The sequence below is a fragment of the Adhaeribacter rhizoryzae genome, assembly GCF_008629685.1.
Classification (GTDB): Bacteria; Bacteroidota; Bacteroidia; order Cytophagales; family Hymenobacteraceae; genus Adhaeribacter; species Adhaeribacter rhizoryzae.
The window spans coordinates 1-17,234 of record NZ_VWSF01000013.1 but is presented as its reverse complement, the minus strand read 5'-3'; the positions used below and the strand labels follow the sequence as shown (position 1 = coordinate 17,234).

The window sequence follows — 17,234 nt, the reverse complement described above, 5'->3', positions numbered from 1 at the left end:
TGCTACTGGGTTATCCTGAGTTTGTCTAAGAATCTATTACATTTATGAATATGTAAATTCAGGTATTTCGACAGGCTACCTATGACTGCAATATTTTATGCGCAATACCCCAATATTAAGGGTATATTATTGGTATTCAATAATAACTGTGCTTTAAAAAACCAGCTTGGTACCGACGGCAATATTTAATATACGGTGTACCGGCAAGTGCTTGTTGTTAAAAAAGCTAATTAAGGCGAGGTCGTGGGTACCCAGTTCGGAATACAACTGTACCCGTTTGATAGCTGCGTTTCCATCGCCTACTTTTCGGCTGAGCGAGGCGCCCACAAATGGCGTTAACCGGAAACTAGTCGTCCACCAATAATAGCCATCGGGGTAACGTGAGGGCCATTTGGTATAAAACTGGTGCCCGGCCGAGTAACTTATACCCAATCCCAGCCGAAGCGGCTCCAGCATATACCCATTTTTTAGCATAACTTGTACAGGATGATAGGCGGTTTTGGCCGTAAGAATGTGGATGCTGGTTTTGGTTTCGAAGCCCGGCGTTATGCCGTATAAAATATCGGTCTGCACTTTGTCGTGCGCATAACTATAGCCTGGCCCGGCCGAAAACAAGCCAATATTACCGGCAAACTGTACCACGGCATGGTCGGGCAAATACCAGGGCCGGTTAGAATTAGCCGTATGCGAATCCTGCGCTTTGGTGGCGGCCGCTATTAATAAGAGCACTCCTAAAAGCAATATTTTTGCGAGCGTTTTCATAGCAGCCTAGTTAATAATTTATTAATTCGTGGCTAACTTTTTTGCCCACAATGGTCAGCACCACATATTTCCGGTTCGAAACGCTGCCAATAATCATATAATTAACGCCATCGTTGTAAGGCTGCGAAATCTTGTGCGTGTGTTTGTGCCCGTGAATCGGGTAAGCCTGGTATTGGCGAATTAAGCGGGCAAAAGGTTCTTCTTTTTGTTTATCATAATCTTCATCAAACGGGCTTACGTGGGCTAGTACAAAAACATTATCGTAGTTTTTGGTATCGCGCAGGTTGTTTTCAAGAAAATCCAGCCGCACAATATCTTCGGTAAACTCCATGGTATTGGTGTTCATCAGAATAAAGCGGTTACGGGCAAATTGGTAAACCTGCTCAAAAGGGCCGTACATATGAGCATAAACTTTATCGCCGTTGGCTACGCAGTCGTGGTTACCCAAAACTACCATGTAAGGCATTTTTAGTTTTTTTAAAATCTCATGCTGCCAACGGTATTCTTCCAGCAAGCCAAAGTCCGAAATATCGCCGCCGTGTAATACAAAATGAATTTTTTTGCCTTTCTGCTCCGTTCGCTGATTAATTGCCTGGACAAAATCTTCGGTTTCGTCGTAAAAGCGCTGGGTATCCGATATAAGCGCAATGCGTAATGTATCGGTAGGTTTTAAGTTTAGAGCAGCAATTTTTTCGGCATTTTTCCGGTTCAGGTCTTTTTCGGAGTCTGGTAACTTAACTTGGTAGGGGCTGTATTCTACTAACTCACAGGAACTCATTACCAAAAACAACCCCATTTTAACTACCAGCAGGGCTTTTCGGTAGTAATTATTTTTCATAGTATTATCAGGCGGAAACTCTTTAATTTTAGCATATACCTGAACTACTCTGGTTCAGTTACAGGGTATTAAAACATTACAATTATTTAATATTACTTCGGGCGGGTCTATCTGCTAACCATTTACCAAGTTAGGCCCCAATTACCGGCTATTTTTTGGTAGTCGAATAGTAGATTCTTTAAAAACTAATCGAACCCAAAAATTACTTTTCCTTCCGCATTTACCAGCAAAGCGGCCTCAAAAGCATTGCCGGTTTTCTGCGAAACAAAACCTTTAATTTTAGAAGTTTTTCCTTTTCGGAGCAGTTGTTCTATTTGTTTATCAGTAAGGGTTTTACTGCTAACTACAAACGGAATTTTAAACTCACAGCCTTCGCGGAAACGGCTGCAACCGTAAGCGGTTTTGCCTTTCAGCATTTGGCCTTGTTTGCATCTGGGGCACAAGAGCGGCCCGGCGGTTTTAGGGGCTTTTTCTACTTTATTGGCCGTTAATTGCTTATTCTGGTCAAAAGTTAATTCAGCCTGATAAGGGGCGTCGCCGTTTTCGTCCTGTAAACCTTTTACTGTTACTTTACCTTTTTGCAGCAAAGAAATAACCTGGCTATCGGTTAAAGCTTTTTCTTTAAATATTAAAGGCAACCGGAATTTGCAGTTTTCTTTCCAGCGCGAGCAGCCAAAAGCCTGGTTGCCTTTTATTACCCGGCCGGTCTGGCACAAGGGGCAAGTTCCGTAACCATCGGCTGCCGGATTTGCAGGCGCTTTTGGTTCTGATTTTTTGCCAGGAGCTTTTGTTTTAACCTGTTCCGGGGCAGGTGTAGCCGGCGGGGCTGCTATATACATGGTTTTCCGGTCGGCTTTTACTTCCTGCACCATTTCCGAAACCAGTTGTTTTAGTTCGTGCAAAAACGCATCGGCGTTAAAATTACCCTGCTCTATTTGTCGCAGTTTTCGTTCCCATTGGCCGGTTAGTTCCGGCGATTTCAAAGTTGGGTTCTGAATAAGCCCAATCAGGTCAATGCCCATTTGGGTCGGGATTATTTTCTTTTTGTCTTTGCGGATGTACTGGCGCTTAAACAAAGTTTCGATAATGGCGGCGCGCGTAGAAGGGCGGCCAATGCCATTTTCTTTTAAGGCTTCTTTTAGTTCGTCGTCTTCTATTTGCTTACCGGCGGTTTCCATGGCCCGGAGCAGGGTGGCTTCGGTATATTCTTTAGGCGGACTGGTCATTTTTTTATCCAGAACAGGTTCGTGCGGCCCTTGTTCGCCCTTTTCAAAAATAGGCAAAATAGCGTTTTCTTCTTTATCGTCGCCTTCTGCTTCTTTGGTATTTTGTTCTTTGGGTTCCTTCTCGTACACTACCCGCCAGCCGGGCTCTAATATTTGCCGGCCTTTCGCCCGGAACCCGTGCCCCGCTACATCGGCCAGAACAGTGGTGTTACTTACAATACAATCGGGGTAAAAAGCGGCAATAAAGCGTTTGGTTATAATATCGTACACCCGGCTCTCCTGCCCCGACAAAGCGGCCGAACCGCCCGTGGGAATAATGGCGTGGTGATCGGTTACTTTGTTGTTGTTAAATACTTTGCCCGTTTTCCGGATTTTATTTTGCAGCAAGGGCTGCGTTAAACTTTGATAGCCGTTCAGGTTTTCTAATATGCCCGGAATTTTGGGGTACATATCGTCGGGCAAATACGTGGTATCAACGCGGGGGTAGGTAACTACTTTTTTCTCGTAGAGGCTTTGCACCGTTTTCAGGGTTTCGTCGGCGGAAAGGGCCAATTTGTTGTTACACTCTACCTGTAGTGAGGTAAGGTCAAATAACCGGGGCGGACTTTCTACGCCTTTTTTTACCTCAATATCGGTGATGGTAAGCAGTTGGCCTTTAATGGCTTCTAATATAGCCGTTGCTTTTTCCTCGGAAGTAAATCGGCCGGTAATACTCGCAAATATTGCTTCGCGGTACAGGGTTTTGAGTTCCCAATAAGGTTCGGGCTTAAAATTCTGAATTTCGTGGTACCGGTTTACCAGCATGGCCAGGGTTGGCGTTTGCACCCGGCCCAGGGAAAGTAACTGGCGGCCCTGCGCATATTTTAAGGTAAACAAGCGGGTAGCGTTCATGCCCAGGAGCCAGTCGCCGATGGCGCGGCTTTTACCAGCCTGGTACAATAAATCAAACTCTGAACCTTCGCGCAGTTTGGCAAAACCTTGCCGGATGGCTTCTTCGGTTAACGACGAAATCCAAAGCCGTTTAAAAGGCCGGCGGAATTTAGCTTCGGTGAGTACCCAGCGCTGAATAACTTCTCCCTCCTGCCCCGCATCGCCGCAGTTAATTACTTCAGTAGCTTTTGCGAGTAAGTCTTTTATTATCCGGAATTGCTTTTGTACCCCTTTGTCCTGCATTAATTTAATACCAAACTGATCCGGTATCATAGGCAGGTCATGAATGCTCCAGCGCTTCCATTCCGGGCGATAATCATCCGGCTCCCGCAACTGGCAAAAATGGCCAAAAGTCCAGGTAACCTGGTAGCCATTGCCTTCGAAGTAGCCGTCTTTTTTATTATTAGCCCCAATTACCGAAGCAATCTCCCGGGCTACACTTGGTTTTTCCGCAATACAAACTTTCAACGCTGCTGGGCTAGATATAACTTAGTTTAAAGCAAAAATACAGCTTACAAACCTATTTTCCTCTTTTAAGGGTAAAGTTGTGGTTGGCGGGCGGGCTTGAAAAACTTTTGTAACCAAAGCTACATGCAGGCTAGCTGCGGAAGGCTTAATATTTAGTATAATATTTACCGGGAATAAATATTAAAAAAATACGGGCAGCTACTAGTAGCTGCCCGGCAAAATGAAGGTGCTTACTTTACCGTAAAATGAACTTCTTTAATGCCCACATTGGTACGGCCATCAATGGTATTCAGGGTTAATAAATAATTGCCGGCCGGCAGCGTTGCGGCGGCAAATGCGGTATCAACTACTACCGGATTGGTTTTCGGAAATTCTTTAAAACTCCACAGTGCTTTGGCGTTGCTGTTATCGGCATTGCTACTTTTATCCTGTGCACTGCCCGCTTCGCCGAGTTGAACAATCTGTACTTCCAGTTCTTTAACTTTATCTTTATCCGAAATAACCGATTCTATTTTAATAGCTTGAGTACTTGAAAATACACTATTATTTGCCGGAGCCGAAATAGCAATGTAGGGCTTAGATCCATCGGGTTCGCTGTCTTTTTTTTCAAAATATTCTTCACATCCGGTAAATACTGCTACCAGGGCTATAAATGCAAACTTAGTATATCTCATAACTAAAATATATAAATAAAATAATACAACACAATTTACTCAATGCACCTTAACATTATTCTATAGCAATAAAGTTTTGTACTTTTATAATAAAATAACTTAATGTGTATAATATTTCTTATAGAAGCTGCAACATTAATTAGAAACAAGTCGTAAAAGGCGGCTTCATAATTTTTAAAACGGGAAAGCTGAATTATTATTTTTTAGTGTTGTAAAAATAAAGGGTAACCAACCGTCCGATAAACCAAAAAAGGCTGAATGCGTATTATATAGTCACCTTTTAAGTTTTGAAAAGGATAATTTTTATTTAACCTAAATGTAAAAACTATGAGAGATTATGAGAATTCGGACACTTCGTCCTTCAATACTTATCGGTCTGGCTCCGAAAACCCAAGAAGAGAACTTTCCAGCAGAACCGGCTACGGTAGTCCGGCCTCGGTAACCCGCCGTGGCTCTACTTTTGGCACCGCCGATCATTTTCAGGATAACTCTGTTTGGCATCAGCCGCAGCAGTACCGCGAACACCGGAACGATAACCAGCGCAACGACCAAAACCAACAGCATAACCAAAACTGGAACCAGCAACGAAACCAGCACGATAACTGGCAGTCTAACCAGAATCGGGATTACAGCAACCGTCAATCCAATCAGTCTGGTAACTGGCAATCGGGCCAAGGTAGTAGCTGGCAAAGTAACCAGCAAAACCGCTGGCCGCAAGATAACCGGCAATACCAAAGTAATTACGGTAACCACTCTCAGGACCGCGATTATGACCGCCACCGGGCCGGCGAAAGAAGTTCTTTTGAGCACAACGATGACCGCCAGAACCAAAACTGGAATAACCGGTGGTCAGATAAAGACAACGACCAAAATCGTTACCAAAGCAATCGCTACGACCAAAACAGGAGCAATTTTAACGCGGGCGATAACCAGCGCCGGTATTCTTCTGATTATGGTCATCAAACATCGGCCAACCAGGGGCGCGGTTACGACGAAAACCGGTATAGCCAGCGCCGAAGCGATTACGACCAATCTGGCCGGCGCGAGGAACAGGACGGCGAAGGCTTTTTTGACCGCGTAGGCAATTATATTAGCAATGCCTGGCATAATTTAACCCAGGAAGAACGCGCTGATCAGGAACGCGCTAATCGTAACCGGAACAACAACCGTTGGAACGATGACGATAACCGCGGCTATAACCAATCATCGAGCAACAGTGGTCCGCCTTATAACTACGGTTCTTCTTCCCGCCGCGATTACGAATGGTAAATAAGAGTTAAGAGTTGAAAGTTAAGAGTTAAAAGATAAACTAACCTTTAACTCTTAACCTTTAACTCTTAACTTGAATCTAAAACAAAAAGCCTTGCTGAAAACTCAGCAAGGCTTTTATTTATCCAACCAAACTAAACAATAAAAAACAAAAACTTTTAGGCCGGGTTTTCAGCCGGCGTAGATTCCATGTTATAAATATGCTCAAACCGCTTCATGTCGCCATCCTGCCAATTTAAATCGGTTAAAATACCTTCGGCGATATCGTAAACGAGGCCATGCAACTGCGGCGGATTTTCTGATTTCATGGCGGTTTGTAAAATAGAGGTCTTAGAAAGATTCCGAACCTGCTCAATCACGTTTAGCTCTACCAAACGGCGCGCGCGCTGCTCTTCGCTTTTAATCCGCAGAAACTCTACTTCGTGCAGCCGCATTACGTCTTTAATATTTGTCAGCCAATTATCAATTAAGCCGTACGATTTATCGCTCATGGCCGCCAGCACACCGCCGCAACCATAATGGCCGCACACAATAATATGTCTTACTTTTAGTACCTCTACAGCATACTGCAACACCGACAGCAAATTAATATCGGTATGTACCACCATGTTGGCAATATTGCGGTGCACAAACATTTCGCCGGGCTGCGTGCCCGATATTTCGTTGGCCGGCACGCGGCTATCGGAGCAGCCAATAAATAAATATTCCGGTCTTTGACCTAAGGCCAGTTTTTTAAAATATTCTTTATCCAGGGCCAGCTTTTCGGCTACCCATTTTTTATTTCCTTCAAATATTTTTTCCATCAATTTGTTTTTAGTAATAAGATTCTTGCTGATTTATTCCCGCGGAATTAATGCATTTCCAGCACGCTCACATCCGGCACGTTCAGCAAATCTACTTTAATATTACGCTCATGAGCGGTTTTCCTGAACTCCTGGATAGCTTCCAGCACATCGTAATCTATATATTCCGAGTTTTCGCCGTCGATAATTACGTGCGAATTGGCAGGTAACTTATCCAGCGTAAGTATTATACTCGCTTTGTTCAGGAACGATACGTGCTCGCTTAACCGGAGGCGAATGGTCTGGTGATCTGAGCTGTCTTCGCGTTGGTAGAAATAAGGCGATTTGTAATTGGCTTTCAGGATAAAGAAAACACCTACTGCCAAACCTACGCATATACCAATTAATAAATCGGTAAACAGAATAGCCAAAACCGTAACAATGAACGGGAAAAACTGCTCGAAACCAAGTTTAAACTGCGCCTTAAACATGCTTGGTTTGGTAAGTTTATAACCAACCACCAGTAACACAGCGGCCAGGGCCGAGAGCGGAATCTGGTTCATGAGGCTGGCTAAAAAAAGCACCGATAAGAGCAGAAAAACACCATGCACAAAAGCCGAAACCCTGGTTTGTCCGCCTGCCGCAACATTGGTAGAACTACGCACAATTACAGCCGTCATGGGTAAACCACCTAAAAAACCAGCAACCATGTTACCTACGCCTTGTGCCCGCAGTTCCCGGTTGGTATTGCTGCGGCGTTTGTGCGGGTCTAGTTTGTCAACGGCTTCCACACTCAGCAACGTTTCGAGGCTGGCTACAATGGCAATGGTAAATGCCACAACATACAACGAAGGGTCAGTTAATTTTTCTAAACTTAAAAAGCGGAGCTCCTTTTGTAAATCACCAATTCCATCTACAACAGGTAAACTTACCAAATGGCTTGGCGCAATAGCCAAAGCCGGAAAATAATTTTTGAAAATCAGGTTAATTATAATAGAAAATACAACGGCTATTAAGGCACCAGGAACTAGTTTAAAGAAGGAGAACCTTTTTAATTTTGGATTATCCCATAACAATAAAATTACCAGCGATATAGCCCCTACTATTAAAGCGCCCAACTGCAAGCCGGATAAAGCAAAACCAATTTCAGAAAAAGTATTGCGGCCATCCGGTTGAAAAAACTCCATTTCGCCAAAAAAGTCTTCGTCGGCACCTAAAAAATGCGGTATTTGTTTTAGAATAAGAATAAGACCAATAGCAGCCAGCATACCTCTGATTACCGAAGAAGGAAAATACAGGCCAATAACTCCGGCTTTAACAAAACCCAGAACCAACTGAATAGCACCCGCAAGAACCACCGCCAGCAGGAAAGATTCAAAACTACCCAACGTTTCGATACCATTGAGTACAATAACGGTTAAACCGGCCGCCGGACCACTAACGCTCATTTCGGAGCCACTAAGCCACGCCACAATTAAACCACCCACTATACCGGTAACTACGCCCGAAAAGAGCGGCGCGCCCGAAGCCAGCGAAATACCTAAACAGAGTGGCAGGGCCACAAAAAAAACTACCAATCCGGCCGGTATATCTTTACCCAGATTGGCAATGTAACTTGGATTATAGGTGTTTTCTTTCATAATTTATTTCAATTTCCCTTTAGAAACGGCGCATTAACCCCAAAATAGGAAACTACACAAGTGTTCTTTAAATTTATAGTCCTGCAAACTTACAAGTACTACATTAAGGAGGTATTAAACTGAAATTAAAATGAAATTAAAATTTCGGCAGCCGGGATGGCAATAATTACTTCGGTACCGATTCCTAATTTAGAATTTATCTGAATTTTGCCTTTATGGAGTTTAACTATTCTTTCGGCCAAGGGCAACCCAATGCCATGACCGGAAATATCGCGTACATTATCGGCCCGCCAAAAAGGCACAAACACTTTTTTTAAATCGTCCGGCGACATGCCCCTGCCCTGGTCTTTAATTTGCAATTGCACAAAGTTTTTTTGTACCGAAATAGTACCAACAACTGCTTGGCCCGGAACGGAAAATTTGCAGGCGTTTTCAACAATATTTAATAGTGCTATCAGCAGCAGCGACTCGTTGCCCCGGCATTTCAACAGCCGTTCATCATCCGGCAAATTCTCGAAATTTATATCAATAAGGGCGTGGGGCTGGCGCTTTTTGGCTTCTTCTATGGCCTGAAAAACGAGCTCGTCGAACCGGAGTGGCTCCAGCTTTATTTTAGAAATATCAAAACTGGCATGGGCAATCTGAAGCATTCCGTTAGATAGGCGGGCCAGCAGACGGGCTTCGTCGAGTACCGATTGCAGTACACGCTCGTATTCGTGCGCATTGCGGGGCTTCATCAGGGCCACTTCTAATTCGCCGATTATGGCCGTGAGTGGTGTACGTAATTCGTGGCTGGCATTTGATATAAAGGTATTCTGCATATCAAAGGCACTTTCCAGCCGATCGAGCATGTAGTTAAAAGTAAGCGCCAGGTGCGACACCTCGTCTTTTCCATCGGCCTGGCTTAGGCGCAGGTGCAAATCCGAAACGTTAATTTTTTCTACTTCTTGCACTACTTTTAAAATGGGCCGCAGCGCCTGTTTCGCAAAAAACCAACCGCTCACCAACACTATCAGCATCGAGCCTAGTAAACCGGTTATTAATATTAGCCTTAAGTCGCCGAGCTTTTCGAGCGTAACCACATCAATAGACGAGGCTACTACCACGTAATCGCCGCTAACATCTTTGTAAACCAAACCGGTAAAATGGCGCTGTTCATCTTTCCATTCTACCAAATAATTTTGTTTAATATTCGCAAAAGTTGCCGGGGAGATGGTAAAAGAACCTTCGCCCTCGCGAAAAACAACTTCGCCCTGTAGGTTATACACCTGCACTATTTCGTAAGGTAAGGTCTGGTAATATTTTTGCAGCGTTTGGCGGTAAGTGGCTTCGCTTACTTTATCGGCATCTAAAAAAACGTGCGCTACAATATTGGCCCGGTTAGCCAGGCTATCGTAGAAAGAAATGCTGCGGGTAATGGCCGTATAAAAATAGACGGTAAGCGAAAACAAAACCAGGATAATGGCAAATATGGAAGTAAACTGTAACGTAAGCCGGGTCCTGATTTTCATAAATATTACACCTCCTTCAGCACATAACCCATTCCTACCAGCGTATGAATCAGTTTAGGGGAAAAATCCTTGTCAATTTTTTTTCGCAGAAAATTAATATATACGTCTATTACGTTGCTGCCCGTATCGAACGATGTTTCCCAAACCTGTTCAATAATATCTACCCTGGAAACAACGCGCTCTTTATTACGCAACAAGTAATGCAGCAAAGAAAACTCGCGGGCTGTCAGGTTTATCTGCACCCCCGACCGGGTTACGGTTTTTCTGGTAAGGTTTAATTCTAAGTCGGCTATTTTTAATATTTCGTTGTTGGGCGCTTCGTAAGCCCGGCGGGTTAAGGCCCTAATGCGGGCCAGCAACTCCTGAAAAACAAAAGGCTTTACCAAATAATCATCGGCCCCCGAATCTAAACCTAATATTTTATCGTCGGTGCTGCCCAGGGCCGTTAACATTAATATTGGAACAGCCGGTTTTTGCTGCCGGATTTCGCGGCAAACTTCTACCCCGCTTTGCTTGGGTAATATTACATCCAGAATTATTAGGTCGTATTCGTTCTCAATGGCCAGCTTTTTCCCAAAATATCCATCGTAAGCCACATCCACATCGTAAGACTGCTCTTCCAGTCCTTTCTTTATAAACGACGAAACTTTCGGTTCATCTTCAACCACTAATATTTTCATAAACACCCAGCCGCATTTAATATTTAAAGCTCAAAGGTAAAACCTTTATCTTTCAGCTTGTGGTACGTTTCTTTGTTAAAACTATATAACCGGGCTGCCCGGTGCGCTACGCCTACCTGCGTTTCGTCCAGCGGCATCAGCAGGTTCATTTTTAATATTTTCTTCCGGAAATTGCGCGTATCAAACACGGTTCCCAACACGGCCTCGTACAAACCCTGCAATTCGGTTAAGGTAAATTTCTGGGGCAATAATTCAAACCCAATGGGTTCGGTTCTTACTTTGGCCCGCAAAAATTCCAGCGTGGTTTCTAAAATATGCTGATGGTCGAAAACCAGATCGGGTAATTCCAGAATATCAAACCAGTTAATATCGCTGGCATCGGGCCCGGCTTTCAGGTTATCAAGGGTATAATTTATAAGCGCATAATAAGCTACGGTTACTACACGGCGGTCCGGAAAACGATTTACGGCGCCAAAAGTATACACCTGTTCCATGTACACGTTAGACATACCGGTCATGTTTTGCAGGGTGCGCCGCGCCGACATATCTAAATCTTCGTTGTACAACACAAAACCGCCAGGCAAAGCCCAATTACCCAAGAAGGGTTCAATATTTCGCCGGATTAATAAAACTTTAAGCTTCCGGTTATCTAATCCAAAAATAATATTGTCTGTCGAAATAGAAGGCAATATATCTTCCGGCCTGTAATCCATACTTTATTATCTGGTTTAAAGAAATGGTGTTTTTAAGCTAAATAATCAATTCAAATTAAAAAAATAAATTTTTTAGCCGGTACCTATTCTCTTTTGCGCTTCAAATATACACGAATACCGATTAGTTTTTGGGGTGCGGTTACTTTAAAACCTTTAACCTTTCTGTTTGCAGGTGAGTACACTTATTATTTTAAACAAAGTATACCGGAGTACATAAGTTACGCCGGGTTAATTGGTTAAAATTTAAACAGCTAAATTAAAAGGTAAAAAATTTGAATCGTAAATTTATTCCTTTATTATTGTAAAAAATACAATAAGCCTAAAAACATGTATTTACTCGGATATGATATTGGTAGTTCATCGGTAAAAGCTACTTTAATGATTGCCGCAACCGGTAAAGCTTTGGCTTCGGCTTTTGCGCCCAACAACGAAATGGGAATGCTGGTAAAGCAGGAAGGCTGGGCCGAGCAAGACCCGGAACTTTGGTGGCAATACGTTACCGAAACCACCCGCCAGGTATTAGCGAAAAGCCAGGTGGCGGCCACTGATATTAAGGCCATTGGGATTGCTTACCAGATGCACGGTTTGGTAGTGGTAGATAAAAACCAGCAGGTGTTGCGCCCCTCTATTATTTGGTGCGACAGCCGGGCCGTAGAAATTGGTAATCAGGCGTTTAAAGGTTTAGGCGAAGAAGTTTGTTTGTCTAACTTCCTGAATTCGCCGGCTAACTTTACGGCTTCTAAACTAAAATGGGTGCGGGAAAACGAACCCGAAATATTCAGCCAGATTGACAAGTTTATGCTGCCCGGCGATTTTATTGCCATGAAATTATCGGGTAAAATCCAGACGACGCCCTCAGGTTTATCCGAAGGTATTTTGTGGAACTTTAAAGAAAGCCGGCCGGCTTACGAGTTACTTGATTATTACGGCATCAGCGCCAATTTAATTCCGGAAGTAGTGCCTACTTTTGGTTTTCAGGCCGAAGTTTCGTCGGAAGCTGCAGCTACTTTAGGTTTAGCGCCCGGTACCGTAATTGGTTACCGCGCCGGCGACCAGCCCAATAATGCTTTCTCGTTAAATGTATTAAAGCCCGGCGAAATTGCCGCTACGGCAGGCACTTCGGGGGTAATTTACGGCATCAACAATCAGATTAATTACGATCCGCAATCGAGGGTAAATTCGTTTTTACACGTAAACGGCACCGCCGAGAACCCGGTAACCGGCACCTTAATGATTGTAAACGGCACCGGTATTTTAAACTCCTGGCTGCGCAAAAATTTATTTTCTTCTACTAAATATAATTACCAGTATTCTTACCCCGAAATAAACGAAATAGCAACCCAGGCACCGGTTGGCGCCGATGGCTTGCTTATTTTGCCATTTGGGAACGGGGCCGAGCGGATATTGCAAAACAAGCAAATAGGCGCAGTTTTCAGCGGCTTATCGCTCACAACCCACACCAAAGGCCACTTAGCAAGAGCCGCCCAGGAAGGAATTATTTTTGCCTTGCGCTATGGTTTTGATATAATGAATGGCATTGGCATACAGGCTAAAACCGTTAAGGCCGGCGATGCCAACATGTTTTTAAGCCCATTATTTGCCCAGACTTTCGCCACCGTTACCAATACCACCGTAGAACTGTACAACACCGATGGCTCGCAGGGGGCGGCCCGCGGCGCGGGTATTGGGGCCGGCATTTACCCGGACTTTGATAGCTCGTTTACCGGCCTGGCTTGTACCCGTACCATTGCGCCCGATGCAAGTAACCGGGATTTATACGAAGAAGTTTACCGGAAATGGTGTGCCCTTTTAGAAAACCAGATGCGGCTCACCAAAACCACCTAAAATTTTAATTATCTCCATTGTTAATATAAAACCCAAACCATCCAGCTATGTCTATAAAAGTAGTAACCGGAAACAAAACTTATTTCCCTGGCATCGACCAGATTAAATTCGAAGGCCGGGAATCGAACAATCCTTTAGCCTTTAAATATTACGACGAGAACAAAATGGTAGGCGGTAAATCTCTGAAAGACCATTTCCGTTTTTCGGTGGCTTACTGGCACACCTTTACCGGCACCGGCGGCGATCCGTTTGGCCCGGGTACCCGCGTTTTTCCGTGGGCAACCAGCTCCGATGCTATTACTTGCGCCAAAGAAAAAATGGACGCAGCTTTTGAGTTTACCTCTAAATTAGGTGCCGGTTATTACTGCTTCCACGATTTTGATTTAGTAGCTGAAGGTCAAAGCCTGGCCGAATCGGAAAGAAACCTGCAAACTATTGTGGATTACGCCAAAGAGAAGCAGCAGGAAACCGGCATTAAATTACTGTGGGGAACCGCTAATTTATTCTCGCACCCGCGCTTCATGAACGGTGCTGCTACTAACCCGGATTTTAACGTGTTGGCTTACGCTGGTGCCCAGGTAAAAAACGCCATTGATGCTACCATTGCGTTAGGCGGCGAAAACTACGTATTCTGGGGCGGCCGTGAAGGTTATATGTCTTTGCTGAACACCAATACTAAACGCGAAATTGAGCATTTAGGTCGCTTTTTGGCCATGGCCCGCGATTACGGCCGTAAAGCTGGCTTTACCGGTACTTTCCTCATCGAGCCGAAGCCAATGGAGCCCACCAAGCACCAGTACGATTTTGATGCCGCTACCGTAATCGGGTTCCTGCGTCAGTTTGGCCTGGACAAAGACTTTAAACTGAACCTGGAAACCAACCACGCTACCTTAGCGAACCATACGTTTGCCCACGAATTACAGATTGCCGCTGATGCCGGTATGCTGGGTTCGATGGATGCCAACCGTGGCGACTACCAAAACGGCTGGGATACCGACCAGTTCCCAATTGATTTATACGAATTAACCGAAGCCATGCTGGTGTTCCTGGAAACCGGTGGCTTAACTACCGGCGGTATTAACTTCGATGCCAAGTTGCGCCGGAACTCTACCGATTTAGAAGATTTATTTATTGGCCACATTGGTGGTATGGATACCTTCGCGCGTGCTTTAATAGTAGCCAACGATATTCTCGAAAAATCTGACTACCGTAAAATCCGCGAAAACCGCTATGCCTCTTTCGACAGCGGCAACGGCCAAGCTTTTGAGCAAGGCAAACTTACTTTCGAAGATTTACATAAGCTGGCTTCGCAAAATGGTGAACCGCAGCAAATTAGCGGTAAGCAGGAATTACTGGAAAATATTATTAACCAGTATATTTAATTATTTATTGATCTCACTTTTGTCATTCAGGAGGAAACTTGTTAGCTACCTGCTACATAGGTTCCTCCTGAATGACATAGTGGTTGCTTCAAACCCTTTGAATTTAATCAGGCTACCAAAAGAAAAAGCTTGAACGGTAATTTTGCTTTTATCTATAAAAGAAACGGCCTTGCTAATAAAAGCAAGGCCGTTTCTTTTTAAGCAATATTTTACCAATAAATATTTATTTCGCACCGCGGGCCATTTCTAATGCCTTGGTGGTGGTGTAATATTTAGCCAGCATGTTGGGTACTTCCCACTCGGGCAATTTGCCTTCGCCTACGTACTTTAAATACCGCTCCATTACCTGACCAAAGTGCGCCTCGTGGCCGTTGTGGTATTTTTCAGGAACTTCAACCTGCCAGCCATCTTTAAACTGCTTTACTTCTACACCAGGGTAATTGGCCTGTATTTTGGCTAAAGAATTTTTCAGGCTGGTTTCAAAAGCTTTCAAGTCGGTGCCTTTCGCCGGCTCTATGTATAACTGCGGTTTGTAGTTTTGTTCTTTTCCCTGCCGGATTACCAAGTTGGCTTTGGTTCCTTTCATAATAGAAAAATGCGTATCGCCGGCACCTTCGGGGGCTTCGTAGTTCCAGATAACCGAAACTTTGGCGTGGGTACCTTTTAACTGGTAATTTATTTCGCCATTGGCATAAACACCCAGCATACTGTCTTTTTCTACACCTTCCTGCAAAAACTCGGGGTAAGAAGTTAAAGAAGTTACTTTTTTAAACTGGCTCGGGCTTAAAGTAGTTTTCCAGTGGCGGGCCGAGTTAATAGTAATATCTTTGTTATAATCAATTATTTGTTCCGGATAACATTCCCATTGTACTAAATCTACGAGGTGGGTGGTTACATCCACAATGCCTTCGCCTTGCTGGGTAACATCAAAAAACCAGGCTGGCCGTTTAATAGGAGCCCCCGAAACATATTTAAAAAAGTGGTGCACGCTTTCTTTCGTAATTGCCGGGTCGGCGGCGGTACCTTTCTGCAACTCCCCAAATACCTCTGGTAATTGCGAAAACTCCCGTTGCAGCATGGTGGTTATTTCAAAGCGCTCCGTCATGATGTCGTAGAGCAGAATATTTTTCTCTTTGGCGGTGGCGAATGCCTCTTTTAACTGGGTAAAATCCTGGGTGTTAATAGCCATGGGTTTATCGGCGAGTACATTAAAACCGGCTTCTACGGCTGTTTTAATGTATTCGGTTTTGCGGGCATTATTGCCGGCCATTACTACCACATTGCCTTTCTTCTCGGCCACCAATTTTTGCAGATAATCCGGACCAGTATAAACCGTTTCTTTCCATTGCGTGGGGTCTTCCGGGCGGTTGTTATAGGCTTCAATTTTTTTCAGATGCTCCTGTACATCTTCGCCGGCCGGTGCGTAAACGTGTACCGTAGGATCTACCTGGCTGAGCATGGTTTTCTGCACCAGGGCGGCGTGGAAGTGACCAGGATCGAGGGTAATTAATTTGATACTACCGGCGGTTGCTTCTGAGTCGGTAGAGGCCGTTTCGGAGTTAGCCGTATTTTTTTTGGAAGAGCAGGAAAACAACAGGCATAAGGCTAGGCCTGGCAAGGTAACTGTAGCTAAGTTTTTAAACATTACTATTACAGAATTATAGTGGTGAACAAGATTGCGCCGATAAATTACAGTTAGTTTAGCTGTATCTAAATAAAAAATTCAAATATTTATTCCGATAACGTTGCCGTAAGCTTTATTGGGCTAAAAAATATTAAGCCAGGTGTATTCGGTTTCTGATAGTCGCACCAGTAAAATAATGCCAATGCTCTTAACAATCTTCCATAGATAGCCTAGTCTTTCTGTTTATCTTTTGAAAGATTCCATCTTTCAAGGCTGAGGTGCTAATTGTATTTGAAAGTCTAAGTTTGCTCCCGGCCGCGGGGCCCCGTTTGGTCACTCGGGCTGTCTAAGCTTGTTTTCCTCCTCTCGTCGGAATGCTAAAGCACCACAACCTTAGAAGGCCCTCATCGCCCAAACTGATGTCAGATGCCAGTAGTTACGGCTTTTCTAAGCCTAAATTATTGTTAAAAATTAATTAGCAAGCCAGCTCAACAAAGCTATTCTGCAACAATACGGTTTGGCCGAACTCCTTCCCTAATTTAGGGCTACGATTAGGACACAAATTTTTGGGCCAGGGTCCACCCGTGCAAGATATGCTGGAAGTAATTCCAACCGCGCAAAAGGGTAATCACCCCCGCCTGCTTTTCGTGGGGTTTCCACCCGCCTAATCGGGCTATTATCCAGTAGCACCATTGTAAAGAGTCTTGGGGGTAAGGATTCCGCTGCTTGGCTGTTTTTCCTTCATAACGTTTTTGTAAAGCCTGCAGACAAGCGACTTCTTGCCGGGTAAAGCTTTCTGCCAGCGGCACGGCTTCTTTCTGTTTAGAAGCCAGGTGCAAGAGCATTATCTTGCTAGCGGCAAACAAAGCCAGCAGCGTGAGTTGCACTAA

Annotated in this window: 13 protein-coding genes and 1 pseudogene; 3 read left to right on the top strand and 11 right to left on the bottom strand. The window is 44.3% G+C overall.

Annotated elements, in window-relative coordinates; translation table 11 throughout:
* Positions 1–153: 153 nt before the first annotated feature.
* The 4 genes from F0145_RS16150 to F0145_RS16135 form a co-directional block, all read right to left on the bottom strand.
* The gene (locus F0145_RS16150) at positions 154–762 is read right to left on the bottom strand and encodes a hypothetical protein (RefSeq protein ID WP_150089779.1); all 609 of its coding nucleotides are present in this window, start codon (positions 760–762) and stop codon (positions 154–156) included.
* Between the two features lie 10 nt (positions 763–772).
* On the bottom strand, positions 773–1,600 hold the full coding sequence (locus F0145_RS16145; protein WP_150089777.1) for a metallophosphoesterase family protein: 828 nt from the start codon (positions 1,598–1,600) through the stop codon (positions 773–775).
* A 185-nt stretch (positions 1,601–1,785) separates the two neighbouring features.
* Positions 1,786–4,224 (bottom strand): type IA DNA topoisomerase, encoded by a 2,439-nt coding sequence (locus F0145_RS16140; RefSeq protein WP_150089775.1) that lies wholly within the window; start codon positions 4,222–4,224, stop codon positions 1,786–1,788.
* Positions 4,225–4,454: 230 nt separating this feature from the next.
* Positions 4,455–4,898, bottom strand: coding sequence for a DUF4625 domain-containing protein (locus F0145_RS16135; protein WP_150089773.1), 444 nt, complete (start codon positions 4,896–4,898; stop codon positions 4,455–4,457).
* Between the two features lie 327 nt (positions 4,899–5,225).
* On the opposite strand from F0145_RS16135, the gene F0145_RS16130 reads away from it, so the two are divergent.
* Positions 5,226–6,167: a hypothetical protein gene (locus F0145_RS16130; protein ID WP_150089771.1), complete on the top strand. Its 942-nt coding sequence runs from the start codon at positions 5,226–5,228 to the stop codon at positions 6,165–6,167.
* Positions 6,168–6,325: 158 nt separating this feature from the next.
* Here F0145_RS16130 and F0145_RS16125 read toward each other — a convergent pair whose 3' ends face one another.
* From F0145_RS16125 to F0145_RS16105, 5 genes are all read right to left on the bottom strand, one after another.
* A complete protein-coding gene (locus tag F0145_RS16125) occupies positions 6,326–6,970 on the bottom strand; it encodes a carbonic anhydrase (RefSeq protein WP_150089769.1) in 645 nt (214 codons plus the stop codon).
* Positions 6,971–7,017: 47 nt separating this feature from the next.
* Positions 7,018–8,589: a SulP family inorganic anion transporter gene (locus tag F0145_RS16120; RefSeq protein WP_150089767.1), complete on the bottom strand. Its 1,572-nt coding sequence runs from the start codon at positions 8,587–8,589 to the stop codon at positions 7,018–7,020.
* 125 nt (positions 8,590–8,714) lie between these two features.
* The gene (locus F0145_RS16115) at positions 8,715–10,100 is read right to left on the bottom strand and encodes a HAMP domain-containing sensor histidine kinase (protein WP_150089765.1); all 1,386 of its coding nucleotides are present in this window, start codon (positions 10,098–10,100) and stop codon (positions 8,715–8,717) included.
* A gap of 5 nt (positions 10,101–10,105) precedes the next feature.
* Positions 10,106–10,780, bottom strand: coding sequence for a response regulator (locus tag F0145_RS16110; RefSeq protein WP_150089763.1), 675 nt, complete (start codon positions 10,778–10,780; stop codon positions 10,106–10,108).
* 23 nt (positions 10,781–10,803) lie between these two features.
* Positions 10,804–11,493: an NUDIX hydrolase gene (locus tag F0145_RS16105; RefSeq protein WP_150089761.1), complete on the bottom strand. Its 690-nt coding sequence runs from the start codon at positions 11,491–11,493 to the stop codon at positions 10,804–10,806.
* 327 nt (positions 11,494–11,820) lie between these two features.
* Here F0145_RS16105 and F0145_RS16100 point away from each other — a divergent pair, with 327 nt between their 5' ends.
* Entirely contained in the window at positions 11,821–13,338 is a 1,518-nt protein-coding gene (locus tag F0145_RS16100) for a xylulokinase (protein WP_150089759.1), read from the top strand.
* 47 nt (positions 13,339–13,385) lie between these two features.
* Entirely contained in the window at positions 13,386–14,720 is a 1,335-nt protein-coding gene (xylA, locus tag F0145_RS16095) for a xylose isomerase (RefSeq protein WP_150089757.1), read from the top strand.
* Positions 14,721–14,943: 223 nt separating this feature from the next.
* On the opposite strand, the gene F0145_RS16090 is transcribed toward xylA, so the two are convergent.
* Entirely contained in the window at positions 14,944–16,365 is a 1,422-nt protein-coding gene (locus tag F0145_RS16090) for a putative oxidoreductase C-terminal domain-containing protein (protein WP_150089755.1), read from the bottom strand.
* 530 nt (positions 16,366–16,895) lie between these two features.
* Positions 16,896–17,234 (bottom strand): annotated as a pseudogene (locus tag F0145_RS26255) (IS4-like element ISSysp3 family transposase); the annotation flags it as partial.

Excerpts from the sequence above, each read along its gene's own strand:
- F0145_RS16100 (WP_150089759.1), top strand. The coding sequence starts at position 11,821 with ATGTATTTACTCGGATATGATATTGGTAGTTCATCGGTAAAAGCTACT.
- F0145_RS16150 (WP_150089779.1), bottom strand. The coding sequence starts at position 762 with ATGAAAACGCTCGCAAAAATATTGCTTTTAGGAGTGCTCTTATTAATA.
- F0145_RS16130 (WP_150089771.1), top strand. The coding sequence starts at position 5,226 with ATGAGAGATTATGAGAATTCGGACACTTCGTCCTTCAATACTTATCGG.
- F0145_RS16145 (WP_150089777.1), bottom strand. The coding sequence starts at position 1,600 with ATGAAAAATAATTACTACCGAAAAGCCCTGCTGGTAGTTAAAATGGGG.
- F0145_RS16135 (WP_150089773.1), bottom strand. The coding sequence starts at position 4,898 with ATGAGATATACTAAGTTTGCATTTATAGCCCTGGTAGCAGTATTTACC.
- F0145_RS16120 (WP_150089767.1), bottom strand. The coding sequence starts at position 8,589 with ATGAAAGAAAACACCTATAATCCAAGTTACATTGCCAATCTGGGTAAA.
- F0145_RS16105 (WP_150089761.1), bottom strand. The coding sequence starts at position 11,493 with ATGGATTACAGGCCGGAAGATATATTGCCTTCTATTTCGACAGACAAT.
- F0145_RS16090 (WP_150089755.1), bottom strand. The coding sequence starts at position 16,365 with ATGTTTAAAAACTTAGCTACAGTTACCTTGCCAGGCCTAGCCTTATGC.
- F0145_RS16125 (WP_150089769.1), bottom strand. The coding sequence starts at position 6,970 with ATGGAAAAAATATTTGAAGGAAATAAAAAATGGGTAGCCGAAAAGCTG.
- F0145_RS16110 (WP_150089763.1), bottom strand. The coding sequence starts at position 10,780 with ATGAAAATATTAGTGGTTGAAGATGAACCGAAAGTTTCGTCGTTTATA.
- F0145_RS16115 (WP_150089765.1), bottom strand. The coding sequence starts at position 10,100 with ATGAAAATCAGGACCCGGCTTACGTTACAGTTTACTTCCATATTTGCC.
- xylA (WP_150089757.1), top strand. The coding sequence starts at position 13,386 with ATGTCTATAAAAGTAGTAACCGGAAACAAAACTTATTTCCCTGGCATC.